We start from the raw sequence: 25002 nt of genomic DNA, 5'->3' as shown, positions 1-25002 counted from the left end.
AAGTGGTGACGGACGGACAGGGGGCCCGGGGACCGGGCCCCGGAGCGGATCAGTAGGCCTTGCCGAGGTCCTGCTCGGCGTTGTCGGCGTCGTAGGCGCTGTCCTGGATCACGATGTCCTGGGGGACTTCCTCGCCCTGGGTGAAGTCGTCCAGCGTCTGGAACGCCAGCGGGCCGAACCTCGGGTTGGACTCGATGACGCCGCTGATCCAGCCGTCGACGACGCCCTGGACGGCGTTGCGCGTACCGTCGACCGTGATGATCTCGACGTCGCCGGCCTTCTTGCCGGCGCCCTTCAGCGCGGCGACCGCGCCCAGGCCCATCTCGTCGTTCTCCGCGTAGATTCCCTTGATGCCGGGGTTGGACTGGATGAGCTGCTCGGTGACCTGCTGGCCCTTCTCACGGGTGAAGTCACCGGTCTGCTCGAAGACGACCTTCAGGTCGGGGGCCTTCTCGGCGACGCGCTCCTTGAAGCCCTTGGTGCGCTCGGTGGTGACGTTGTTCCCGGCCGAGCCCAGCAGGATGGCGACCTCGCCCTTGCCGCCGGTGGCCTCGATCATCTGGTCGGCGGCGCGGCGGCCCTGCTCGACGAAGTCCGAGGCGATGAAGGAGACGTAGTCCTTGCAGGGGGTGGCGTTGATCTTGCGGTCGATGGTGACGATCGGGACCTTCTTCGCGGCGGCGGCCTGCAGCACCGGGTCCCAGCCGTCGGAGTTGAGCGGGGCGATCACCAGCAGGTCGACGCCCTTGGTGAGCAGGGTCTGGACGTCGCTGATCTGCTTGGAGAACTGCGACTGGGCGTTGGCGGTGAGCAGCTTGACGCCTCTCTTGGCCGCCTCGTCCTTGATGGACTGCGTCTCCGCGATGCGGAACGGATTGGCCTCCTTCTCCGACTGGGAGAAGCCGACCGTGGCGTCCTTCAGGTCGATCTTCTCGCCGCCGTAGGCGTCGATGGTGCAGGTCTCGCTGCCCGGCTTCGGCGTGACGACCTTCTGCTCGGCGTCGGCGGCGGCCGCCGGGGACTTCTTGCTGTCCGACGCGTCGTCCTCCGACTTGGCGCAGGAGGTGACGGTCAGGGCCACGGCGGCGGCCAAGGCCACGACCACGGGACGGGCGAGAAGGTGAGAACGGTGAGTGGTGCGCTGCATGGTGACCCCGATCCGGGTGACGCTGAAAAGGGAACTGGGGAGCCGAAGGACGCGCAGACATGGTGCTGCTCCCCCTGTGCAAAGCGGCGTCCGGTGCGCCGCAAGGAGGTTTTACATCGTTGGAAGGATGCTGTAAACCCCTTGCGCACAAGGTGCGAAGCGAACGGGGCGGGTCGGACGGCGGCCCACTCCCGCGCCGCCCGGGCCACCGCTCGCCCCGGCAAGCGCTTGCCCCGTGCGCCGTGAAGTGCCGTCGGCGCATGGCGTGTACCGGGGAGACCGGGCTCCGCCCCCGAGCCCATGAGGCACGTCGGTGTACGGCGCGTGTGCCGGCTGAGACCGGCCTTCGGCTCTGCGGCCAGGAGGCACGTCGGTGTACGGCATGTGTACCGGGGAAGACCGGCCTCCGGCCCCGGCAGCCCAGTGGTGGGCCCGGCTCGTCGAACCAGCGGTACCGGTCGCCGACTTGAGCACTCACGCGGACGGCAACGGACTCCCGCGGTGCACCCGCCCCGCCGCCAACCGCGGGCAGTCGTGCCGCTGGGGCGGCACGGGTGGGCGCGACGGCACCCCGCACACGCCGGGCCGCGCAAACCCCCACGCCCACCGAGGGCACCCAACTGCCGCCGGCCTGCGCGCACTCCGGCGTGTCGGCCGCTCAGGGGCACGCAAGACCACGCCGACTCCACAGACGTGTCGCGTACCAACGCGCTCACTCGACCCGCCCCCGGCCGATCCGGCGTGCGGCGGCGCCGTAGGCACGTCCAAGCGCGGGCCGGCCCCGCCTCCGCGAGCGCCGCCGCGGTGTTTCCGTCCGGCGGTCGACGTGTCAGGGCGTGCCCCCGCTCAGGGACTTCGGCGTGTCAGGGCGCGCCCCTGCTCAAGGGCTCGGTGTGTCAGGAGGCGCCCCTGCTCAAGGGCTCCGGCGTGTCGGCCGCCCCGACGGCACTGCCTCAGGCGTGTCGCGAGCGCCGCCGACGCGCAGGCACACGCGACGGCGTGTCCCCGGCACAGGTTCGTCCCGAAGCCGCGGGCACCGCCCGCGGCACGCCCGGTACGTCAGACGTCCGTGACCTTCCCGGCCGCAGGCCGCCCCAACGTGCTCTCCCGCTCGGCGAGTCGGTAATCCGCCCAGATCCGGCGCGGCTCCGGCGCCCGGTCGTTGAGGCGGGCGAGTACCGACTCCACCGCCAGCCGGCCGATGGCGGCCTTGTCCGGCGACACGGACGTGAGCGTCACCGCCCCGAAGCGTCCCTCGATCACGTCGTCGAAGCCGACGACGGCGATGTCCTCCGGTACCCGCAGCCCCCGTTCGTGCAGCACCCGCATCGCCCCGATCGCCATCGGGTCGTTGTAGGCGAACACCGCGTCGGGCCGCCGTCCGCTGTCGAGGATGTGGTTCATGGCCAGCGCCCCGTCTGCGTGTCCCCAGCCGTCGGTGGCGGCGACGAGCCCCTCGTCGGCCGACAGCCCCGCGGCGGTCAGTTCCTCGCGCCAGCCGCGCACGCGCAGTTGCGCGGGCTCGCTGCGTCCGCGCCGGGCCCCGATGAACGCCACCTCCCGGCGCCCCAGGCAGATCAGGTGCCGGACGGCGGCGCGGGCCGCGGCCACGTTGTCGATGGCGATGTGGTCGTACGGCAGGTCGTAGTCCCGCTCGCCGAGCAGCACCAGCGGCACGTCCTGGGCGCGGTCGCGCAGGTCCTCGGCCTCCAGCTCGATGGGGCTGAGGATGAGCCCGTCGATGACCCGGGCCCGGAAGCCCTGGCTCACCAGCAGCTCCTGCTCGCGCATGCCCCCGGTGTGGTCGAGCAGCACGATGTAGTCGTGCTCGGACGCGGCGTCGATGACGGAGGCGGCCAGTTCGGCGAAGTAGGGGTTCCCGAGTTCGGGCAGGGCGAGCGCGATGATGCCCGTACGTCCCTTCCGCAGATGCCTGGCGGCGAGGTTGGGCCGGTAACCGAGCGCGTCGATGGACCGCTGGACACGCTCGCGCATGGCCGGGGTGACGTGCTGGTAGTTGTTCACCACGTTGGAGACGGTCTTGATGGAGACCCCCGCGTGCGCGGCGACGTCCTTGAGGCTGACCCGCACGGCAATCCCTTCGTGAGCGGCCCGACTCGGTTGGTCGGTGCGGATACGTGCCGTCACCATGAGCCGTGCGCCGAGCCGCTGGGCTCAAGTTTTACAACGTTATACATGCCGTCCCGTGACACTGACAAGGCGTGAACAGGGGGCGTGTCGAGAACGGCCCCGCGGACCTCGCCGGACCGGACGGCTCCCGGGCGCCGGCGCCGGGGCCGTCACCGGAAGTGTCGTCCCGGAGGACCCGCGCCGTCCACCGGACGCCGTCGGTGAATCCGCCGGACCACTCCCAGGCGCAAGCCCCGGGGCCACGCCGGGAGCGAATCTCCCGGCGACGCGCCGTCGACGGGCCGTTCCGGTGGGAGGTTCGCTCCCGTCGGCGTCTTGCCGCCGGATTCGCCAACAGCATCCCTCCACCGGAGCGGCCCCGTGCCCACAGGCGGACGGGCCGTCGCCCGGACCGGACCGGACCGAACTGGACAGGCCCGGACCGAACTGGACCGGCCCGGCTCCCTCAACCTCCCGAACTCTCCCGCACGATCAGCCGATGCCCCGCCGTCTCGTCGACGGCCGGCCCGCCCGGCCCGTCCGCGTCGATACGGTCCAGCAGCAGCTCCACCGCCCGCCGCGCGATGCCCCGCTTGTCCGGGGCGACGGTGGTGACGGTGGGGATGCTGAACCGGGTGGCCTCGATGTCGTCGAACCCGACCACGTCGAGGTCCTTCGGCACCGACCAGCCGTCCTCGTGCAGGGCCCGCACCGCGCCCAGCGCCAGGTGGTCGTTGAGGCAGAGCATCGCGTCCGGCCGCTCCGGCAGCCGCATGAGGATGCGGGTGGCGGCGGCCCCGTCGGCCCAGCGGAACGCGGGCACGGGAAGGACCAGTTCGTCCGGCAGCGCCACCCCGGCCGCGGCCAGGGCCTCCTGGTGGCCGACCGTGCGCAGCCGGCTGGTGTTCCGCGACCCGTGCAGATCACCGCCGATCACCGCGATGCGCCGGCGGCCCCGCGACAGCAGGTGCTCGGTCGCCTCGCGCGCCGCCGTCACGTTGTCGATCGCGACATGGTCGGCGCTGCCGGGCAGGTTGCACTCACCCAGCAGTACCAGCGGCAGCCGGGTGTCACGATCGGCCAGGTCGCGGGGTTGCAGGGCGAGCGGCGAGAGAATGACGCCGTCGGTGAACTGGGCGTCGAACCCGCGCACCGCGGCCAGTTCCTTCTCGTGCCGTCCGCCGGTCTCGACCAGCAGCGTGGTGCTGCCCCGGCGTTCGGTCTCCGCCATGACGTGCCGGGCCAGTTCGGCGAAATAGGCGACGTCCAGGTCCGGCACGGCCAGCGCGATCATGCCCGTACGGCCCCGGCGGAGCTGCCGTCCGGCGATGTTGACCCGGTAGCCGAGCGCGTCGATGGCCTCCCGCACCGCGGTCCGGGTCCGCTCGGAGACGTGCTCGTAGTCGTTGAGGACGTTCGACACGGTCTTCGCCGAGACGCCGGCGTACTCCGCGACGTCCTTGATCCTGGGCCTGCCCATGCTTCCCTTCTCGTCCCTCCCGCTGCCTGTCGGGATCGTAACGGCAGCTCCGTCGGACCGGGCCGCGGGTGACGTGAATCGTTCCATCGAAAACTTTCCGCCGCCGCCATTTACATCGATGTAATCGTGTGGTCGCATGACCCCGTACACAGCGCACCTGCACTGATGAGGAGCAGCATGAGCACGCCCCTGCCCCTGGACGTCCCGCGTCCGGAGCACCCCCGGCCCCAGTTCGTCCGCGAGGCCTGGCTGAACCTCAACGGCCGCTGGCAGTTCGAGACGGACCGCGGGGACAGCGGACTGGAGCGCGGACTGCGCGACCGCGACCTCGCGGGCGAGATCCTCGTGCCCTTCTGCCCCGAGTCCGAACTGTCGGGAATCGGCGACACGGACTTCCTGGAGGCCGTCTGGTACCGGCGCACGGTGACCGTCCCGGCCGAGTGGTCCGGCAACGACGTACTGCTGCACTTCGGGGCGGTGGACCACGATGCCACCGTCTGGGTCAACGGCACCGAGGTGGCCCGCCACCGCGGCGGCTTCACCCCGTTCACCGCGGAGCTGCGCGGGGTGGCCGCGCCCGGCGAGGAGGCCGTGATCGTGGTCCGCGCCCGCGACACCCGGCACGGCCCGCAGGCACGCGGAAAGCAGGCCACCTGGTACGCCAACACCCACTGCCACTACACCCGGACCACCGGGATCTGGCAGACGGTGTGGCTGGAGCCCGTACCGGCCACGGCCCGCCTCAAGCGCCCGCGGATCACCCCCGACCTGGGCTCGGGCTCCTTCCACATCGACCTCCCGGTCACCGGCAACCTGCCGGGCCACCGGGTGCGGGCGGTCCTCACGGACGAGCACGGCGAGGTCGTGTCCGCCTCCGCCCGCGCCGACCTCGACCTGTGCCCCCGGCTGGTGCTGACCGTGCCCGAGGACCGGCTGCGCACCTGGTCGCCGGCCGACCCGCACCTGTACGACCTGCGCTTCCAGCTCGTCGACGCGGCCGGCGGAATCGTCGACGAGGCGACGTCGTACGCCGGACTGCGCTCGGTCGCCGTCCACGGCAAGCGGGTGCTGATCAACGGCGAGCCGGTGTTCCAGCGGCTGGTGCTCGACCAGGGCTACTACCCGGACGGCCTGATGACCGCCCCCACCGACGCCGACCTCGTGCGCGACATCGAACTCGGCCTGCGGGCCGGTTTCAACGGGGCCCGCCTCCACCAGAAGGTGTTCGAGGAGCGCTACCTCTACCACGCCGACCGGCTCGGCTACCTGGTGTGGGGCGAGTTCGGCGACTGGGGCTGCGAGACCGGCGTACGCGACGACAACCAGCGCCCCGACGCCGGTTACGTCGCCCAGTGGCTGGAAGCCCTGGAACGCGACCACTCCCACCCGTCGATCATCGGCTGGTGCCCGCTGAACGAGACGTACCAGAACCTGCACGACCGGATCACCCAGCTCGACGACGTGACGCGGGCGATGTTCCTTGCCACCAAGCAGGCCGACCCCAGCCGCCCGGTGATCGACGCCTCCGGCTACGCCCACCGCGTGGCGGAGACCGACGTCTACGACTCGCACTGCTACGAGCAGGACCCGCGGGCCTTCGCCAAGACGATGGCGGGACTCGCCGAGGACCGCCCGTACGTCAACACCGGCCCCGACGGCCGCGACTGGTCCGTCCCCTACCGCGGACAGCCCTACTTCTGCAGCGAGTTCGGCGGCATCTGGTGGGACGCGGCCGTCGCCGCGACCGCCGCCGGCGACGAGCGGGGGACCTCCTGGGGGTACGGCGAACGGCCGCGCAGCACCGAGGAGTTCCTGGCCCGCTTCACCGGGCTGGTGGACGTCCTGCTCGACGACCCGGACATGTTCGGCTACTGCTACACGCAGCTCACCGACGTCTTCCAGGAGCGCAACGGCGTCTACGGCTTCGACCGCGCCGAGAAGTTCGACACCGCCGTACTGCGCCAAGTCCAGCAGCGCACGGCCGCCTGCGAATCAGCCGGCTGACGGCGCCGCACCCGGCCCGGCGGACGACCGGAACCGGGGCCCCTCCCCACGGCATGTCGTCCGCAGCGTCCGGCGGCGATGTACATCGATGTAGAGAAAGGTAGTGCCATGGTCGACCTGCCTGGCCCACGGGCCGCCTCCGCCGGGCCGCTGGGAAACCGCGCCGCGCCGTCCCGACGCGGCCTGCTCCGCGCCTCGCTGGCCTCCGCCGCCGTACTCCTCGGCGGCGGGGCCCTCGCCGGCTGCGGTTCCGCCGCGGCCTCGTCGGATCCGCGCACCGTGCGCATGTGGGACCTGTTCAGCGGCGCCGACGGCGCCCTGCTCGACGAACTGATCGGCACGGCAGGGTCCGACATGCCCGGCACCCGCGTCGAGCGGACCGTGCTGGAATGGGGCACGCCCTACTACACCAAGCTCGCCATGGCCTCGGCCGGCGGGCGCGGCCCGGACGTCGCGATTTCCCACATGTCGCGCCTGGCGGGCTACGCCCCCCTGGGACTGCTCGACCCCTGGGACACCGGCCTGCTGGCCGAATTCGGCGTCCGCGAGAAGGACTTCGCCGACGCCGTGTGGGGCCGCACCCAGTACCAGGGCCGGACGTTCGCCGTACCGCTGGACACCCACCCGTTCATCGTCTTCTACCACCCGGACCCCGTCCGCGAGGCCGGACTGCTGACCGGCGACGGAAGCCTCGACCAGGACGCCTTCTCCAGCCCCGAGCGGTTCCTCGAAGCCGGCCGGGAACTGGCCAAGGCGTCCGGCAAGCAGGGGATCGCCTTCGGCTACGTCAACGACACGGCGCAGGGCTGGCGGCTGTTCTACGGGCTCTACCGGCAGACCGGGAACGACTTCGACCTGCCCGTCGGCGGCACCGTCACGGCGAACGTCGACGCGATGACCGAGGTCATCGCCTTCATGCAGAAACTGGTCGACGGCCGCGCCAACCCGCGCCGCCTCGACTACCCGGCGGCCCTCGCCAACTTCACCAACAGCCAGAGCGCCATGATCCTCTCCGGTGAATGGGAGCTCGGCACCTTCCGGGCCGCCGACCCGGAGATCGGGGCGGCGCCCTTCCCCACGGTGTTCGGCACCCCCGCGATCTACGCCGACTCCCACTCCTTCGTGCTGCCGCGCCGCCCCGACCCCGACGAGGCACACCGCAGGCGCACCCACCAGGCGGTGGCCGCCATCCTCAAGGCCGGCCAGACCTGGGCGAAGGCCGGTCACATCCCGGCGTACCAGCCGGTGACCCGTACCGAGGCCTACGCACGACTGGAGCCGCAGGCACGGTACGCGGCGGCGGCCGACCACGTGGTGCTCGACCCCGCCGTCTGGTTCGCCGGAGCCGGATCCGACTTCCAGAACTCCATGTCGCAGGTGCTCCAGCAGTCCATGCTCGACGGCCTGGCGCCCGACCGGGCCGCCCGCGCCATGGTCGAGCGGATCAACACCGCCCTCTCCAAGCCCAGCCCGGCCTGAGCCGCCGCGAAGGAGGCAGCAGATGTCCACCGAACTCGCTTCCCGCGGCCGTCCGAAGGCCGCCCGCCCCGCCGGAGGACCCGGCGCGACACCGCGCCGCGCCTTCTCCCCGGGACTCCTCTTCGCCCTGCCGTTCCTCGTCCTGTTCGTCCTCTTCATGCTCTGGCCGCTGGTCCAGGGCGTCTGGATGAGCCTCACCGACACCTCGCTCGCCGCCCAGGACCCGTCCTTCATCGGACTGGACAACTACGCGGAGGCCCTCGGCGACGCCGAGATGTGGCGCACCATGTGGCACACCGTGTGGTTCACCGTCGTCTCCACCGTGCCCCTGGTGGTCGTCGCCCTCGGCATGGCCCTGCTGGTGTACACCGGACTGCCCGGACAGTGGGTGTGGCGGCTCGCGTTCTTCGCCCCGTACCTGCTGCCGGTCGGTGTGATCGGCCTGCTGTGGGGCTGGCTCTACCAGCCGGACCTCGGCCTCTACAACCACCTGCTGCAGGCGGTCGGGCTGGACGGCTACGCCTGGCTGAGCGACGAGTCCGTCGCCCTGTACGCCATCGTGATCGCCACCCTGTGGTGGACCGTCGGCTTCAACTTCCTGCTGTTCCTGGCCGCGCTGCAAGCCGTGCCCGACCACCTGTACGAGGCGGCGGCCCTGGACGGCGCCGGCGCCTGGCGGCGGCTGTGGCACGTGACGCTCCCGCAACTGCGGCGCATCATCGGCGTGGTCACGGTGCTGCAGATCCTCGCCTCGCTGAAGGTCTTCGACCAGGTGTACCTGCTCACCAAGGGCGGGCCCAACGGCTCCACCCGCCCCGTCGTCGAGTACCTCTACGACATGGGCTTCACCGGCTACCGCCTCGGCTACGCCTCCGCCATCGCTTACGTCTTCTTCGCCCTCATCGTCCTCGCCTCCGCCGTGCAGTTCGTCGCCCTTCGCCGCAGGGAGAAGTGACATGACCTCCATCGACGTCCCGACACGGCCCGCGCGCCGCTCGGTCTCCCCGCTCCCCGCCGCGCGCCGGGCCCACCGCGACCGGCCGGCCCCGCGGCGCGGACCCAACCTCACCCTCGGCCCGAGCCGGCTGTCCCGCGCCCTGGCCCTGGCGGCCCTCGCGGTGATGGCGCTGATCTGGCTGCTGCCGATGGCCTGGGCGGTGCTCACGGCGTTCAAGTCCGAGCAGGACGCCAGCGATCCGCTGCACTGGATCTGGCCACGGGGCGGCTTCACCCTGGACGGCTTCCGCACCGTGATCGAGCGCGGCGACCTGCCCCTGTGGATGCTGAACAGCTTCTTCATCGCCGCGGCCGTCACCGTCATCACCGTGGGCGTGTCCGCGATGGCCGGCTACGCCTTCTCCCGCACGCTGTTCCGCGGCAGGCGGTGGCTGTTCACCGTCACCATGGCGTCGATCCTGGTGCCGCCGCAGCTCCTGATCGTGCCGTGGTTCCAGCAGATGCTCACCCTGGACCTGGTGGACACCTACGCGGCGGTGATCCTGCCGCAGACGGTCGCGCCGGTGATGGTCTTCATCCTGAAGAAGCACTTCGACTCCCTCCCGCGCGAGCTGGAGGAAGCCGCCCGCATCGACGGCGCCGGCCACGCCCGGATCTTCTGGTCGGTGGTGCTGCCGCTGTCCCGCCCGATGCTCGCCGCGGTGTCGATCTTCGTGTTCATCGGCGCGTGGAACAACTTCATGTGGCCGTTCGTGTCGACGTCCGACCCGGCACTGATGACCCTGCCGGTCGGCATCACCGCGGTGAAGGACGCCTACGGCGTCAATTACGCCCAGACGATGGCCTCCTCGGTACTGGCCGCACTGCCCCTCGTGCTGGTGTTCGTCTTCTTCCAGCGGCACATCGTGAAGTCGGTGGCGACGACCGGCCTGGGCGGTCAGTGACACCGGTTCGGTGACACCCGGCCGGTGGCGTGCCGTAAGGGGTTGCGGCCGGGTGAGGCGTTAGCGTCGGGGCATGGCCGGTGATCGCCGCGGATGGCGGGTGTGTCTGCTCGGCGGTGCGGTGTTCGCGGTGTGCATGACCGGCACCACGCTGCCGACCCCGCTCTACCCCCTCTACCAGCAGAAGTTCGGCTTCTCCGAGCTGACGGTCACCGTCGTCTACGCCGTGTACGCCTTCGCGGTCATCGGAGCACTGCTGCTGGCCGGCAACGCTTCGGACGCCGTGGGCCGGCGCCCGGTGCTGCTGTGGGGCCTGGGCTGCGCGGCCGCGAGCGCCGTCTGCTTCCTGTGCGCCACCGCGTTGGGCCGGCTGTACGCCGGACGGCTGCTGTCCGGGTTCTCCGCCGGACTGTTCACCGGGGCCGCCACGGCGTACGTCATGGAGTCGGCACCGCCCGGCGGAGCCTCCCGGGCCACGTTCGTCGCCACCGCCGTCAACATGGGCGGTCTCGGCTGCGGCCCGCTGCTCGCCGGAGTCCTCGCCGAGTACGCGCCCTGGCCGCTGTACCTGCCGTTCGCCGTGCACCTCGCCCTGGTGGCCTGCTCGGCCGCCGTCCTGCTGCGGCTTCCGGAGACCGTGGCGGAGCGCCGTCCGCCGAACACCGTACGACCGCGGCGGCCCGGCGTGCCGCCGCGGGTGCGGCCGGTGTTCGGCCCGGCGGCGACCGCCTCGTTCGTGGGATTCGCACTGTTCGGCGTGTTCACCTCCGTCAGCCCGGCCTTCCTCGCGCGCTACCTGGACGTGACCGATCACGCCGTGAGCGGACTGGTCGTGGCGCTGGCCTTCTTCGCCTCGACCGGCGGGCAACTGGCCGCCGGCCGGGCCGGCACGGTCCGGTCACTGCCACTGGGGTGCGCCGGGCTCCTCGCCGGGCTGGCGCTGCTCGCGGGCGCGTTGTACTGGGACCTGCTGACGCTGGTGGTGCTGAGCGCGATCGTCGGAGGGTTCGGCCAGGGGCTCGCGTTCCGCGGCGCGCTGTCCGCGGTGAGCGAGGCGTCCCCGTCGGACCGGCGCGCGGCGGTGATCTCGACGCTGTTCGTGGTGGCGTACCTGGGCATCTCGGTGCCGGTCATCGGCGTGGGGCTGCTGACCGGACCGATGGGCCTGGAGGGCGCGGGGCTGGTGTTCATCGCCTGCATGGGAGCCCTCGTCGTGGCCGCGGCCGGCTACCTCCTGCGCCACCCGGTGCCGGCGGGGGCGTGAGCGCCGGCTTCACTCCGGGCGGGGACGGGCGACGGCCTGTACGGCACCTCCGACGCGCTGTCGGGGATCGCGACACGGAGACCTCCGAAGGGCCGGGGCCGCGCTAGGACTTGATGAATTCCAGGATGTCCCGGTTGAGGACGTCCGGATGGGTCGACAGCATGCCGTGGGGGTACCCCTCGTAGGTCTTCAGGGTGCCGTGCTTCAGCAGCTTGACCGTCAACGGCGCGGAGTCCTCGTAGGGAACGATCTGGTCGTCGGTGCCGTGCGCGACGAGGACCGGGACGTCGATCTTCTTGAGGTCCTCGGTGAAGTCGGTCTCCGAGAACGCCTTGATGCACTCGTAGTGGGCGTTGGCCGCCCCCGTCATGCCCTGCCGCCACCAGTTGTCGATCAGCCCCTGGGAGACCTCCGCGCCGGGCCGGTTGAATCCGTAGAACGGACCCGACGGCACGTCGATGAAGAACTGCGCGCGGTTGGCGGCCAGGGCCGCGCGGAACCCGTCGAAGACCTCGATCGGCAGACCGCCGGGATTGCTCTCGGACTTGACCATGACCGGCGGAACCGCGCCGACCAGCACCGCCTTCGCGACCCGGCCGGGCTCGGCCCGCGCGACGTACCGCGCGGCCTCTCCACCGCCGGTCGAGTGCCCGACGTGTACGGCCCCCCGCAGATCGAGGGCGCCGGTCAGCGCCGCCACGTCCGCGGCGTAGGTGTCCATCTCGTGGCCGCTCGCGGTCTGACCGGAGCGGCCGTGACCACGCCGGTCGTGGGCGATCACGCGATAGCCCTGGGAGAGGAAGAACAGCATCTGGTTGTCCCAGTCGTCGGCGCTGAGCGGCCAGCCGTGGTGGAAGACGATCGGCTGTCCGTCGCGCGGACCCCAGTCCTTGTAGAAGATGGTCGTGCCGTCGGGGGTGGTGACCGTGCCCATGGATGATCCCTCCGCGTGATCCGGACCGACGGCACTCACCTTACGCTCCGGACCGGCGCACCTCATCTCCTGCTATGCCCCCCGAAGGGCGGTTGGGCGCGTTCTATGGTGGTTCGATGTTGCTTGTTCCCAGATGGGCCCTTTTTTCGTCGGGGTGCGCGCCCGTCCTGCTCGTCGCGGGCTGGGTGATCGCGGCGTCACTGGAGGGACCCGCCTACGACCCCGTCACCCAGACGATCAGCGTCCTGGCGGCCTATGGAGCCGCGGGCTCCTGGGTGATGACCGCGGCGTTTCTCGCCCTGGGAGCCTGCCATCTGCTCACCGCCTGGGGGCTGCGGGCGGCGGCGACGGCCGGACGCGTGGCGCTGGCCGGCGGGGGAGTGGCGGCGCTGGTGGTGGCGCTGCTGCCGGCGCCGAGCAGCGGGGGGTCCCTGCGCCACGGTTCGGTGGCCGCGGTCGGGTTCGCGCTCCTGGCCCTGTGGCCGCTGCTGGCCGCCGACGGCGGCCGTGCCGCTCCCTGGGCGCTGCGGCCGGCGGCCTCGGCCGTGGCGACCGCCTCGATGGTGGTCGGCGCGGTGTGGTTCCTCGTCGAGATGCACCGCCACGGCGCGGCGGGCGTCGCGGAACGCGTGGTGACGGTCATTCAGTCCCTCTGGCCCTTCGTGGTCGTCACCTCCTGCCTCCGCCATGCCGGGGACGGCGACGAGTCGTCCGCGGGTCGGCCGGACTGACGTGGGTCGGTGAGGTGCGGGCCGGTGGGCGGCCGGTGCGGCAGCACGACGTCCGTTCCCGTGCTGTCGCCGCGGACGGCGCCCTGTTCACGTGCCCGAGCCGTGCGCGTCGTCGTCATCGAGCCCGGACTCGTTCCGGCCGAACCGGCCGGTCACATCACCGAACCGGCCGTCCGGGACACGGCCAGGACCATGGCCGGCTCGGTGCGGACCCTGCGGCCCGAGGACATCGCGAACGCGGTCCTGTACGCGGTCGCCCAGCCCGGCCACCTCGCCGTCGACTAGAGCCCGATCCGGCCGACCGGACCCGCCGACCGGACCCGCCGACCGGACCGGGCCCGGTCAGAGGAACCGTGAGCTGGCCACCGGTCCGGAGGACCGAAGGCGGTACCGGTCGCCCCGCAGCCATGTGCCGCGTACGGCCGAGACGAAGTCCGTGAGCCGTTCGACCGGATCCGCGGGCGCCGACCCGTCGCCCTCGTCCGGCGTCGGGTCGGCGCCCACGATCTCCGCGGCGATCTCCGCCTCCGGCCGCTCGTCCGGCTCGCCGGGCTCCACGCCCCCGTCGGAGCTCTGCCGCAGGCCGGCGGCCCACGGAGCCACCGCCGACTGGTGGAGCAGCGCGACACTGTCGGCCGTGACGGCCGGCGGGTCGGTCCAGCAGCAGGCGTGTTCGTGCAGCACCTGTCCCGGCGTCCGGTGCAGGAGCTGCTCCAGTATGCGCGGGCCCTCCCGCTCGTCGGCGGTCGCGCCGAGGTCGTGGGCGACGACGACGGTGTCCTGCCGGCCGGCCTCGTAGGGCTCCGCCGGAAGGTCCAGCACCTCGGCGGCGGCCAGTCCCAGGATCCTGCTCCCGCGGTCCGGCAGCAGCGACACCGAGCGCGGTCGTACGTCCGCGGCGGCGAGCACCGACCGCAGCCGCAGCAGACCGAGCAGACACTGGCCGTGGGTGTCCTGGAGCCAGGCGTACCGGCCGGCCATCCCGGCGTCGTACCCGTACGGGGACATCGTGCCGAGCACGGTGCCGCCCATCACGTACTGCCAGCCGCGCAGGTCCGCGTGGTCCAGCGGACCGGCCTCGCCGGCGCTCGTGGCGCGCTCCAGGACGCGGTTCTGCCGGCCTTGTGCCTCCAGCCACACGGCGTCGTCGGGGGCGGGCAGCAGCGTGTGCTGACGCCGGGCCAGCTCCAGGTCACCGGCCAGGACGGCGTTGAAGACCAGCAGATAGCGGTCGGGCCAGTCGGTGAGGCTGGCCTCGTGCGCCAGCAGCGCGTCGGCGGCGTCGCGGTGCCGGCCCTCGTCCTCGTACGCCGACACCAGTTCCCGCAGTACCGCGGGGGAGTCCGGCGCCAGCCGCAACGCCTCGCGCAGGGCGGGGACCGCCAGGTAGGACACGCCGCGTTCCACGCACGCGTACCCGTAGTCGTACAGCGCCCGGGCCTTGCCGGGGTGCGCGGCCAGTGCCGAGGCCGCCTCCTGGAGGTCGTCGAACCCGGCTGTCCGGGCGGCCCGCCCGACGACGGGGGCGACCTGGTCGAGGGGGGCCGTGCCGGCCTGCCGCAGTCGGCGCAGCGCGCCGGGAACGTCATCCGTGTCGAGGCACTCCCAGGCCTTGGCCAGGTCCGGGGAGGTGGGGCGGCGGTTTCTGCGCGAGAACATGCGCGGATCCTCTCCGGCGATCACGGCCGCCCTCAACCGTATTGTTCCGCGTCCTGGCCGGGTTGGTGTGCCGGCCGTTTCAGCGGGGTGTGCCCGTGGGGAACTCCTCACTGCCGAGCACGCGCAGCAGCTCCAGCCGCTCGCGGGCCTCGGTGTCCGCCGGTGTGAGCACCAGCAGCTGCTGTCGCTGATCGGGGGTGACCAGGGTTTCGCAGTCCATCAGCAGGCGGCCCACCCGCGGGTGCAGGAACGTCTTGCGGTCGGCCCGCCGGACCGCCACCTCGTGCTCCGCCCAGAGCCGGCGGAAGTGCGCGCTCGCGGCCCGCAGCCGTTCGACGAGTCCGGTGACCGTGGGATCGCCGGCCCGGCGCCCGGCGACCGCGCGCAGATCGGCCACGAGCCGGCGGGCGTAGTACTCCTCTTCCTCGGCCGGGCCGACGGCGCGGGCGGCCGGTTCGGTGAACCAGCGGTGAACGATGTAGCGCCGGTCGCCGGAGAAGCCGGTGAGGTCGCTCATCAGCAGAAGGGACGCCCGGTTCTGCGCGAGGACTTCCCCCAGGTCGGACATGACGAGGGCCGGTGTGTCGCCGAGCAGGTCGAGCATGCGCACCAGACCCGCCCGGGCCAGGCGGGCCACCCCGTCGGCGGGCGGGGGCCGGTGACCGGCCAGATGGAACAGGTGGTCGCGCTCGTCGTCGGAGAGGCGCAGCGCACGCGCCAGCGCGACGAGCAGCTGCGTGGAGGGCTGACTGCTGCGGCCCTGCTCCAGGCGTACGACGTAGTCCACCGACATGCCCGCCAGCATCGCGACCTCCTCCCGGCGCAGACCGGCGGTGCGGCGGCGGGGGCCGTCGGTGATGCCGACGTCGGCCGGGCGGATCGCCTCGCGGCGGCGGCGCAGGAAGTCGGCGAGTTCCTCACGTTGCATGACCCCATGCTCCCTCGCGGCGCACCCGCCGATCCAGGGAGCGGCTCTCCCATGATGAACGCTCCGCTCCCGGTGGCCCCGGCACCGGCGCAGGGTGGGTGACGGAGCGACCACGAAGGAGAACACGATGCAGACACGCACTCTGGGCAGCGACGGTCCGGCCGTCTCCGCGCTGGGCCTCGGCGCGATGAGCATGTCGGGTGCCTACGGCGCGGCCGACCGCACGGAGAGCATCGCCACCGTGCACGCCGCGCTGGAGGCCGGCGTCACGCTGATCGACACGGGCGACTTCTACGGCATGGGCCACAACGAGCTGCTGCTCGCCGAGGCCCTGCGGGGCCGCGACCGGGACGGTTACCGGCTGAGCGTCAAGTTCGGCATGCTGAGCGGGCCGACCCCGGCCATGGGCGGGTACGACGGCCGCCCCGAGGCGGTGAAGAACTTCCTCGCCTACTCGCTGACCCGGCTGGGCACCGACCACATCGACGTCTACCGTCCCGCGCGGCTGGACCCGGCGGTACCGATCGAGGAGACCGTGGGCGCGATCAAGGAGCTGATCGACGCCGGGTACGTACGGCATCTCGGCCTCTCGGAGGTCGACGCGGCGACGGTCCGCCGGGCGCACGCCGTGCATCCCGTCACCGACCTGCAGATCGAGTACTCGCTGATCTCCCGCGCGGTCGAGGCGGACGTCCTGCCCGCGCTGCGGGAGCTCGGCATCGGCCTGACCGCGTACGGCGTCCTGGGCCGCGGCCTCATCTCCGGGCACTGGACCGCCGGCCGTGGCGCCGGCACCGGTGACCACCGGGCGCTCAGCCCCCGGTTCTCGAGCGGCAACGTGGAACACAACCTCGCCCTCGTGGAGGCGCTGCGCCGGGTGGCCGGCGCGAAGGGGTGCACCGTCGCCCAGCTGGCCATCGCCTGGGTCGCCGCACAGGGCGAGGACATCGTGCCGCTGGTCGGCCCCCGCACCCGCGAGCGGCTGACCGAGGCGCTGCCCGCGATGGACCTCGACCTCACCGCGGACGACCTCGCCGAGATCGAGAAGGCGGTACCGCTGGGCGCGGCCCACGGCGACCGCTACCCGGCCGCGTTCATGGCCGGCCTCGGCGTGGGCAACTGAGCCCGGCTCCCCGGCGGGGCCCGTCGGCCGGCGTCAGCAGCCGTCGCGGTACGGCGTGCCGGGAGCGATGCGCTCCCAGTACGCCCGGGCCGGCGGCGGAATCCGCTCGCAGACGTGTGCCGCCACCCGGTGCGGGTCCAGGTCCCAGGTGCGCCAGGTGCCGTCACGGCCGACCGTGCGCAGGGTGCCGTCGCCGTCGAACACGGCGTCCTGGACCCGCCCGGTGTGCCCGCGCAGCGTCGCCCTCGGCGCCCGGCGGGGGAGGTCCCACAGCCGCGCGGTACCGTCGTCCGAGCCGCTCACCAGCCGCGTGCCGCCCCGGCCACCGCCGGAGTGCCGTCCCCGGGACGGAACGCCGGCGCCCGCACTGTCCCTCCCACCCGGAGCACCGGGCCGGGACGCAGGCGGTCGCGCACGTGCCACAGCCGCACGGTGCCGTCGTCGCCCCCGAGGCGAGCAGCGAGCCGTCCGGACTGAACGCCACCGCGTGCACCGGTGCCGTCGCCGCCAGGGTGCCGGTCCCGCGCCCTGACCCCATGTCGTACAGGCGCGGCGCACCGGTGCGCCCGGCCACCGCGAACACGGAGCCGGAGGGGCCGATCGCCACCGCGGTCAGCCCCGTGCCCGGCACGGTCAGCCGGGCCGTACGCCTCCGCCCGGCCACGTCCCACAGGCGGACGACGCCGTCGTCGCCGGCGGTCACGACGGTCCGGCCGTCCGGGGTGAAGGCCAGCGCGTTCACCGGTTTCCCGCCGTGTCCCGCGAGCCGCCCGGCGTACGGGTGGGCCTGTGTGCTGAGCAGCGCGCTGAGAGCCGCGGGCGTGGGCGACTCGTCGAACGCGGCCACCGCCAGCGTCATGGGCGCCTCCACCTGATGGGCCGCCGCGGCCTCGGACAGGGCCGCCAGCTCCCGGGAGACGGCCAGCCGCGCCTGCTCGCCGGCCACTTCGCCCTGCTGCCACGCGGTCAGGCCCGCCGGCACCGCCAGGACGAGGCACACGGCCAGTGCGCCACTGAGCTGCCGCAGCCGCCCGGCCGTCGCCGAGGTGGCCTTCGAGCGGGACTCGGTTCTGATCATGGTCACGGACGGTGTCACCGAGGCCCGCAACCGCACCGGCGACTTCTACGACCCCCAGCGGCACCTGCCGCGCCTGGCGCCCTTCCCCGCCCTGCACACCGCGGCGGTGCGGTGCTGGCCGATGTGGAGCGGTGGACCGACGGCCCCCAGGCGGACGACCGGGCGGTCCTCGCCGTCCGGCGCGACGCGTCCGGCCCGCAAGGGGCATGAGGCCGTTCACGTCGCTGAACAGCCCTTGGTGTATACCCCCTGGCCGTATGTGTTGATCCCGGTGGGCCGGCACCGGCCGCCCGGGATGCCGAAGGGGGACGAAGGCCATGGATCACAGCACGCACCACACCGCCGCCGGGCACGACCACGCCTCCTGGGCGATGGCGGTGAAGGCGACGCTCCACTGCCTGACCGGGTGCGCCATCGGCGAGATCCTCGGCATGGTCATCGGCACGGCCCTGCTGTGGGGCAACGTACCGACCATGATCCTCGCGATCGCCCTCGCCCTCGGCTACTCCTTCACGCTCTTCGCGGTGATGCGCGCGGGCCTGTCCCTGCGGGCCGCGATCAAGGTGGCGCTGGCCGCCGACACGGTCTCCGTCGCGGTGATGGAACTGGTCGACAACGCGATCATCGCCCTGACACCGGGCGCGACGGACGCGCACCTGTCGGACGGGCTGTTCCGGTCGGCGCTGCTCGGCGGCTTCGCCGTGGCGTTCGCGGTCACCACCACCGGTCAACAGGTGGATGATCGGCCGCGGCAAGGGCCACGCCGTCGCCCACGCCCACCACTGACCGCGGAATGCTTCAGTGCTCGCGGTCCAGGACGCGGCGGGCCGCCTCGGCCTCCGCCGCCGGCGGGGACAACTCGTCGAGGGAGTCGAGCTCGGTGTCGGCCTCCAGCTCCTGTTCCCAGGCCGCCGCCAGCCGTTCCTGTTCCTCGCGCGGTCTGCCGCTGACGGCCTCCCGGTGGTGAGGGTCCAGGGCCGCGAGGAATCGTCCGACCGGGTCCGTGGGCATGCCGTGCTCCTTGTCGCTCGGAAGGGGCCGCGCTACCGACCCAGGATGGCCAGCCGGCCCCGGGACGGCCGCCCGACACGGCCTGCGACCACCCTGATGGCCCCGCTTCACCGCCCCGCGCCACGGCGGTGCCCGCCTGGGGACGAGTACCCCGGGACCCGTTGTCAGAGCCCTGCTCTACAGTTCCCGTCACTTGATCATTGCGGGTGCGGGAGGCACGCATGGGGTGGGTGTCGGCAGGCGGCTACGAGGTCGCCCTCGACGACGGCAAGGTGGTGTGCCGCAACGCGGCCGGACGGCGGCTGAAGTCCGTACCGTCCAAGATCGCCGACGATCCGGCGGTGGTGGGGCTGCGCCAGCTCACCGAGTGGCTGGAGCGGCACGAACGGCAGTGCCTGGCCGATGTGGAGCGGTGGATGGTGCGCTCGCTGCCGGTGCCGTTCGAGGTGCTGGCGCGGGTGTGGCCGGACCCCGCCTGGCAGGCCGCCCTCCGCGACCTGGTGGTCACGGGCACGGACGGCGCGGCGGCCGGATTCCTGCGGGACGCCGACCCCGAGCGCGGCCTCGGCCTGGTCGACCTCGACGGCGACACCGTTCGCCTCACCCCCGGCCTGGTCCGCCTGCCGCACCCCGTGCTCCTCGACGACCTGGAGGAGCTGCGGGAGTTCGCCGTCGAGCTCGGCGTCGAACAGCGCGCCCAGCAGCTCTTCCGCGAGGTGTGGCACCGGCCCGCGGCACTCGACGCCGAGGCCGCCTCCGTCGAGGACCACGCGGGCGGCGCCTTCAAGGAGCTGAGGTTCCTGCACGGCCGCGCGACCCAGCTCGGCTACCGCGTGCGCGGCGGCCACGCAGTGTGCTCCGTGGTGGAGGACGGCCACGCCGTCGAGGCCCGGGTGTGGGTCGGCGACTACGACGGCTACGACGAGACGGAGACCGGCCCCCTGGTCTTCACCGACCCGGCCGGCCGGGTGCTGAAGCTCGGCCGGGTAGGGCCGGTGGCCTGGTCGGAGGGCATGCGCATGGCGGCCGCGCTGTACGCCGGACGCGACATCGAGGACGAGGAGCGTGCGGCATGACGACGTACGACGGATTCACCTACGACGAGACCACCTCCGCCGCTCTGCTCGACGCCGGCGCCGTACTGCCCCCGGGCACCACCGACCGGGAGGACGCCGACGTCCTCACCGCCCGCACGTACACGCACACCGCGCTGGACGAGCGGAAGGTCGTACGGCTGGTGCCGGGCACGCTGGGCGAGGCGGAGGACCTCGCCCTGGACTTCCTCGGACTGGCCCGCGAGCCGGAGACCCGCGAGGTCGGACAGGTGCGCCGGGAGACCCTCGGCTTCCCCGCGTGGGCGCTGGTCAACGACCCGGCCAACGGGCACCACGCGCTGGCGCTGGTCAAGGACGTCGAGCGGCTCGCCCGGCAGGCCAAGTCCCGCCCCGGCACCGCCAAGGACGGCTTCGAGGCGCTCGGCGAGCGGCTCGGCCGTGCCGTCCCGCACTTCCTGCCCACCTTCTACGAGCAGGCCGCCCGCGTCTTCCTCCAGCACGAGAACACCACCTACGCGGCGGCGTTCTTCGGCAAGGCCCGCGAGGCGGAGCGGGTGCACGCGCTGACCGTGGACGAGGAGCGGCAGCGCGCCGTGTTCCTGGAGTTCGCCTTCGCCGGGGCGCTGACGGTCAAGGCGCTCAAGGAGCACGTGAAGGCCCTCGCCGCCCGGCTCACCCCGGCCGACGCCTGGGCGCAGTTCCGGCAGCTCACCGTGGAACGCTGCGCGGCCGGCATGCCGCCGTACGCGTCGCTGCCCCAGGACGCCCGCGCCCTGATCAAGGCCGCCGGCCTGGACCGGGTCACCGAGGAGTGCGCCCTGGTCGCGGACCTGCTCGCGTCGCCCGCGGCGGTCCGCGCCCCCGCCTCCTTCTGGAACACCTACCGGGCCACGCTCGTCGTCCTCGCCGGACAGCGGCCCGCCGTACGCGGCCGGCTGCTGGAGATCATGCCGGCCGGTCTCGGCCGCTCCACCGAGGACGACGAGTTCTGGCTGGCGCTGCTCGCCGAGACCGGCGCCGACCGGCTGCTGACGGGGGAGGCGGAGACGGCGGACGGGACCGACGCGGCCGACTGGCTCAGCCGCTGGTGCCTGCACCGCAAGCACGGCGGCACGGTCGGCGACCGCTCGCCGGCCACCCTCGCGCTCGTGGAGCGCATGGCCCCGCGACTGCGCGACCGGGGCCGCCCCGTCGACCTCTTCACCGGCCGCTGGCACGCCGGCACCGACCTCGACCTGCTGGACCTGTGCCTGGCGCTGGACGTGCCGCTGGCCCCGCCCGGCGACGGCACCGACGTCCACCTCGCCCTCGACCGGTGGCTGAGGGACACCCGGCCCGGGCGACGCGACCTGACGGCCGTCGCGGCGGACCGGCTCGGCCGCCGCACGCTCTACCACGCCATCGGCAACCAGCACGGCCGGCACACCGGCCAGAAGATGCTGGACGGAATCGCCGGCCACCCCGTGCTCGCCGACGTGCTCCGCGAGTGGCTGGACGACTCCGCCGGCGAACTGGACGGCGCCGCCGGTCTCGAGGCCGCCCGCACGGCACTCCAGCGGCTGAGCCCGTTCCGCGCGATCGCCGCCCGGATCAGCCCGGACGCCGTCGCCCGCGCCGCCGCACTCGACGTCGCACCGCTGCTCGGCAACGCCCTGCGCGCCGGCATCCCGGACGAACTGGGCTGGCCCGCCCTCGACGAGGCGCTGCGCCGGCTCGACGCGGAGACCCGCCGCGACCGCGACGACACCCTCGCCGTCCACGAGGCCTGGCCGGCCCTGATCCTCTCCCGCCGGCACAAGGCGATCGTCGTGGGACCGCGGGACATCCTGCTGGAGCACGACCTGCGGCTGCCGGACGGACTGGACAGGTGGCAGCGCCCGTCGTTCCGCTACACGGACGGCGAACTCCTGGTGATGTGGCGGCAGGACAACAAACAGCACGGCTACTGGTCCGCCCGGCCGTCCGAGGTGTTCCCGCTCGACGGCGAGAAGCTTCCGCACTGGTACGGCGGCGGCGTGGGCGAGACCTCCATCCCCCTGCCGGACGGCGGCCGCGCCACCGGCGGACGCGCCCTGCACGCCGGCGACACGGTCCTGCCGCCCGCGCGCCAGATCCTCGGCGACGGCACCTCCTACTGGCGGCGTGGACGGCAGGGGACGCGGCAGGTGTGGCTCGAGTACGACCCGGCCACCGGCACCCACGGACGTGCCTCACTGCCCGCCTTCCTGAACTCCGGCATCCGCGACGGCGCCACCCTCCTCCAGCACCACTGCGCGGTGCTGCCCCTGCAACCCGGCCTGGAGGACAGCCCGTTCGGCACGGACGGCACGGTCCTCGGCCGCTGGGTGCGCACCGAGGGCCAGGGGGACGAGGCCCGGACCACCGTCGGCACCCCGGACGGCCGGACCGCCACCCTGGCGGCGGCACACGGCCGCCGGATACCGGGCGTGCCGCTCGGCGCGCTGCGGCTGCCCGGCGGCGTCGAGCCCGTCGTCGTCGCCCAGCACCGTCAGATCGCCCTCTACACGACCGACAGCACCACAGGCCTGCGGGAACTGGGCCGGGTGACACCGCTGGAGCGCGGCGGCGAGTTCGCCGCCGGCACCCGGCTCGTCCCGCCGGCCGACTTCTGGCACGCGCTGCGGCCGCGCGACGAGAACGCCTCGGCGCTCCTGCGGGCCCTGAGCGACGAACAGGCCGAGGAACTGCTGCGCGCCGGCGCCGAGGCGCTGACCGAGCGGCAGGCGAGGATCGCGGCGGCGGGGACACCGGCCGACTCCCCGCAGACCGCCGGCCGGCCCGGCCCCGCGAGGGCCGCCACCGCCAAGCCCGACGTCCCCACCGCCGACAAGGTCGTGCGGGACGCGGTGTCCCGCGCCCTGCCCGCCCTCACCGAGCCCCACCTGCTCACCGGTGTCGCCGCCCTCGTGCACGCGGTGCTGCGCCTGGCGGCGTCCGTCGCCACCTTCGTGACACCCCCGGCCGAGCGGCCCCGGACCGAACGCAAGCGCGCCGAGGGCATGTTCGCCGACTACAGCCCCGAGGACGGCGACGAACAGACGCTGCGGGAGGCGACCTCCGGTTTCGCCGGGCTGCACGGCTGGTGGGGCAGCGGACAGAACTGGAGCATGCTGCGTCAGATCCGCGCCGTGAACCACGTCCTGTCCGGCAAGCCCGCCGACGGCAAGCCCCTGCCCGCGTCGTCCCGGCCCGCCGGGACCGCCGACGGGTGGCACAGCGACGAGTTCACCGTTCCCGGCATCGCCGCGGTGTGGCCGTCGGTGCTGGGCGTGCTGCGACCGCTCGCCTACCGTGCCGCCTCGGCCACCCTGACGGAACCGCACCGCCGGGCGCTGCTCCTGCTGTTCGACGCGATCACGGAGGGCCCGCTGGCCGCGCCCGGGGCCGCACTGCGCGAGGTGATGCTGAGCGAGCCGAACGAACGGCAGGAGCGCGTCGGCCAGGTGCTGCGCCGCGAGGGCCGCACCGTCGTCGTGCTCGGGCGTCAGAACGTCGACCACCGCACCGGACGGGTCAACTGGCTCGCCCTGGACCACGACCCGGCCGGTGTCTTCGGCGCCGTCGCACACTTCACCCTGGAGCGGGAGACCGCGTACCCGCCGGTGTTCCCGGCCGACGCGCTGGCGGCCGTGACCGGTCTGATCCGGGACAAGGGCGCAGCGCCCTGGCAGCCGGAGGCGACCGCCGCCCTGTCCGCCGCGACCCGGGACGGGCTGGGCCCGGTCCAGGCGGCACTGCTGCTCGCCGGCGAGCCGCCGCAGCTCACCGACGAGGTCATCGCCGCCACCGGTCTGAAGCCGCGCCAGAAGCAGCTCGGCGACACGCTGCTGGGCTCGCTGGAGCACGGCGACCGGATGGCGCTCATCGGCGCGCTGCTCCCCGAGAACCCCGGTGACCTGTGGACCGCAGGACCGGACACGGACTCGGCCGGCCGGGTGTGGGCCGAGCGCCTCGACGGCGTCGTCCGCCTTCCCGAGGACCTCGCCGGCGAGCTCACCCTGGCAGGGCTGCCCACCGGCTCCGTGGAGGAAGTGCTCAACCCGCACCGCACCCCCTGGATCGGCCGCACCACCGTGCAGCGGCCCGACAAGGACGGCAACCTCGTAGCGGAGGACCCCCGGGCCGTCCCCGGCCGGTACCACCTGACGCGCGCCGTGGCCGCCCTGGCCGGGCTCGCCTACTCCCTGCCGTACGGACACCCCCTGCGCGCCGCCCTGCCCGGAGGGCTCACCGCGCTGCGCCGCCGCGTCGCGGACCCCGCACTGCTGCTCGACCTCGACCTGGAGTGGACCGAGAAGGGCACGTCGACCGCCGCCGAACTGCGCAAGGCGTACGGGCTGCCCGCCACCGGCGGCGCCGACGCGCACGGACTGACACCCGTCGGCGAGGCGCTGGTGCTGCGCCCCTGGTACGGGGACCAGGAGGCCGTCCTGGTCCGTACGAGCGCCCTCAGTTCGGTGGACGACCCCCTGTTCGGACTGATCGAGGGAATCGTCGGACCCGGACGGCGCGACGGCATGCAGGCGCTGCGGACCATCCTGGGCGACGAACTCGCCCGTGCCCTCGCGGCCGGAACGGACCCCGAAGGACCCACCGGCTACGCCCAGGACCCCACCCTGAGCGTGCCCGGCCTGGTCACCGAGGTCGCCGGGGCCCACGGGCTGGGCGAGGACGCGGCGGCGCTCTATCTGCAACTGCTGGCCCTGCCGGACCCGACGGACCGCAACCGCGCCCGCTGGACCGGCTGGAAGCCCGCCCGCGCGAAGAAGGCCCGCGCCGAACTGGCCGCGACCGGCCTGGTCGTGGAGGCGAAGCGGTCCCGCGCCGGACGCACCCTCTTCCTGCCGTGCGGCTGGCTCGACCTGAAGTCCCCCGCCCTGCCGGTGGAGGTCTGGAAGCAGGGCCTCTACCCGGTCCACGACCGCTCCCACGCGGTACCGCTGCTGCCGGTGCCCGAGCTGTTCACGCGCGCCTGGGACCGCGTCCGCGTCGGCGACGCACCCGCCTACGAGGAACTCACCACCCGCGCCACCCGCAAGGGCCGCCGCCGATGACCA

At 73.3% G+C, this 25002-nt stretch carries 18 protein-coding genes and 3 pseudogenes; 12 read left to right on the top strand and 9 right to left on the bottom strand.

Annotation, left to right across the window (positions count from 1 at the left end; genetic code table 11):
• Positions 1–49: 49 nt before the first annotated feature.
• From AMK33_RS19020 to AMK33_RS19010, 3 genes are all read right to left on the bottom strand, one after another.
• Complete coding sequence (locus AMK33_RS19020; RefSeq protein ID WP_073934030.1) at positions 50–1147, bottom strand: ABC transporter substrate-binding protein; 1098 nt, start codon at positions 1145–1147, stop codon at positions 50–52.
• A 1059-nt stretch (positions 1148–2206) separates the two neighbouring features.
• Complete coding sequence (locus AMK33_RS19015) at positions 2207–3238, bottom strand: LacI family DNA-binding transcriptional regulator (protein WP_073934029.1); 1032 nt, start codon at positions 3236–3238, stop codon at positions 2207–2209.
• 505 nt (positions 3239–3743) lie between these two features.
• Complete coding sequence (locus AMK33_RS19010) at positions 3744–4757, bottom strand: LacI family DNA-binding transcriptional regulator (RefSeq protein ID WP_073934028.1); 1014 nt, start codon at positions 4755–4757, stop codon at positions 3744–3746.
• 177 nt (positions 4758–4934) lie between these two features.
• Between AMK33_RS19010 and AMK33_RS19005 the strand changes: the two genes are divergently transcribed.
• The 5 genes from AMK33_RS19005 (at position 4935) to AMK33_RS18985 (ending at position 11405) form a co-directional block, all read left to right on the top strand.
• On the top strand, positions 4935–6761 hold the full coding sequence (locus AMK33_RS19005) for a glycoside hydrolase family 2 protein (RefSeq protein WP_073934027.1): 1827 nt from the start codon (positions 4935–4937) through the stop codon (positions 6759–6761).
• Positions 6762–6869: 108 nt separating this feature from the next.
• Complete coding sequence (locus AMK33_RS19000; protein ID WP_073934026.1) at positions 6870–8240, top strand: extracellular solute-binding protein; 1371 nt, start codon at positions 6870–6872, stop codon at positions 8238–8240.
• A 22-nt stretch (positions 8241–8262) separates the two neighbouring features.
• Positions 8263–9195 carry a carbohydrate ABC transporter permease gene (locus AMK33_RS18995; RefSeq protein WP_073934025.1) on the top strand — a complete coding sequence of 311 codons (933 nt, stop codon included), beginning with the start codon at positions 8263–8265 and terminating at the stop codon, positions 9193–9195.
• Between the two features lies 1 nt (position 9196).
• The gene (locus AMK33_RS18990; RefSeq protein WP_073934024.1) at positions 9197–10141 is read left to right on the top strand and encodes a carbohydrate ABC transporter permease; all 945 of its coding nucleotides are present in this window, start codon (positions 9197–9199) and stop codon (positions 10139–10141) included.
• 73 nt (positions 10142–10214) lie between these two features.
• Positions 10215–11405: an MFS transporter gene (locus AMK33_RS18985; protein ID WP_073934023.1), complete on the top strand. Its 1191-nt coding sequence runs from the start codon at positions 10215–10217 to the stop codon at positions 11403–11405.
• 103 nt (positions 11406–11508) lie between these two features.
• On the opposite strand, the gene AMK33_RS18980 is transcribed toward AMK33_RS18985, so the two are convergent.
• Positions 11509–12339, bottom strand: coding sequence for an alpha/beta fold hydrolase (locus tag AMK33_RS18980; protein WP_073934022.1), 831 nt, complete (start codon positions 12337–12339; stop codon positions 11509–11511).
• A gap of 116 nt (positions 12340–12455) precedes the next feature.
• On the opposite strand from AMK33_RS18980, the gene AMK33_RS18975 reads away from it, so the two are divergent.
• Both AMK33_RS18975 and AMK33_RS18970 read left to right on the top strand, forming a co-directional pair.
• On the top strand, positions 12456–13070 hold the full coding sequence (locus AMK33_RS18975) for a DUF998 domain-containing protein (protein WP_073934021.1): 615 nt from the start codon (positions 12456–12458) through the stop codon (positions 13068–13070).
• A gap of 102 nt (positions 13071–13172) precedes the next feature.
• The gene (locus AMK33_RS18970) at positions 13173–13355 is read left to right on the top strand and encodes a hypothetical protein (protein WP_073934020.1); all 183 of its coding nucleotides are present in this window, start codon (positions 13173–13175) and stop codon (positions 13353–13355) included.
• 57 nt (positions 13356–13412) lie between these two features.
• Here AMK33_RS18970 and AMK33_RS18965 read toward each other — a convergent pair whose 3' ends face one another.
• Together AMK33_RS18965 and AMK33_RS18960 are read right to left on the bottom strand one after the other, a co-directional pair.
• Positions 13413–14729 carry a tetratricopeptide repeat protein gene (locus AMK33_RS18965; RefSeq protein ID WP_073934019.1) on the bottom strand — a complete coding sequence of 439 codons (1317 nt, stop codon included), beginning with the start codon at positions 14727–14729 and terminating at the stop codon, positions 13413–13415.
• A 79-nt stretch (positions 14730–14808) separates the two neighbouring features.
• Positions 14809–15657, bottom strand: coding sequence for a helix-turn-helix transcriptional regulator (locus AMK33_RS18960; RefSeq protein WP_073934018.1), 849 nt, complete (start codon positions 15655–15657; stop codon positions 14809–14811).
• Between the two features lie 127 nt (positions 15658–15784).
• Here AMK33_RS18960 and AMK33_RS18955 point away from each other — a divergent pair, with 127 nt between their 5' ends.
• A complete protein-coding gene (locus tag AMK33_RS18955) occupies positions 15785–16780 on the top strand; it encodes an aldo/keto reductase (RefSeq protein WP_073934017.1) in 996 nt (331 codons plus the stop codon).
• 33 nt (positions 16781–16813) lie between these two features.
• On the opposite strand, the gene AMK33_RS43880 is transcribed toward AMK33_RS18955, so the two are convergent.
• Together AMK33_RS43880 and AMK33_RS45195 are read right to left on the bottom strand one after the other, a co-directional pair.
• Positions 16814–16984, bottom strand: coding sequence for a hypothetical protein (locus AMK33_RS43880; protein ID WP_235618135.1), 171 nt, complete (start codon positions 16982–16984; stop codon positions 16814–16816).
• A gap of 241 nt (positions 16985–17225) precedes the next feature.
• Positions 17226–17639: pseudogene (locus AMK33_RS45195) on the bottom strand (WD40 repeat domain-containing protein); the annotation flags it as partial.
• A 139-nt stretch (positions 17640–17778) separates the two neighbouring features.
• Between AMK33_RS45195 and AMK33_RS45190 the strand changes: the two are divergent.
• Together AMK33_RS45190 and AMK33_RS18945 are read left to right on the top strand one after the other, a co-directional pair.
• Positions 17779–17871: pseudogene (locus AMK33_RS45190) on the top strand (hypothetical protein); the annotation flags it as partial.
• Between the two features lie 304 nt (positions 17872–18175).
• Positions 18176–18644 (top strand): annotated as a pseudogene (locus AMK33_RS18945) (DUF4396 domain-containing protein).
• Positions 18645–18656: 12 nt separating this feature from the next.
• Here AMK33_RS18945 and AMK33_RS18940 read toward each other — a convergent pair.
• A complete protein-coding gene (locus AMK33_RS18940; protein WP_073934015.1) occupies positions 18657–18869 on the bottom strand; it encodes a hypothetical protein in 213 nt (70 codons plus the stop codon).
• A gap of 221 nt (positions 18870–19090) precedes the next feature.
• On the opposite strand from AMK33_RS18940, the gene AMK33_RS18935 reads away from it, so the two are divergent.
• The gene (locus tag AMK33_RS18935) at positions 19091–19945 is read left to right on the top strand and encodes a DUF4132 domain-containing protein (RefSeq protein ID WP_073934014.1); all 855 of its coding nucleotides are present in this window, start codon (positions 19091–19093) and stop codon (positions 19943–19945) included.
• A complete protein-coding gene (locus AMK33_RS18930; RefSeq protein WP_073934013.1) occupies positions 19942–24999 on the top strand; it encodes a hypothetical protein in 5058 nt (1685 codons plus the stop codon). The genes AMK33_RS18935 and AMK33_RS18930 overlap by 4 nt, the downstream gene beginning before the upstream one ends.
• Positions 25000–25002: the final 3 nt, after the last annotated feature.

The organism is Streptomyces sp. CB02400 (assembly GCF_001905725.1).
Taxonomy (GTDB): Bacteria; Actinomycetota; Actinomycetes; order Streptomycetales; family Streptomycetaceae; genus Streptomyces; species Streptomyces atrovirens.
This window is presented reverse-complemented; position numbering and strand designations above follow the sequence as displayed.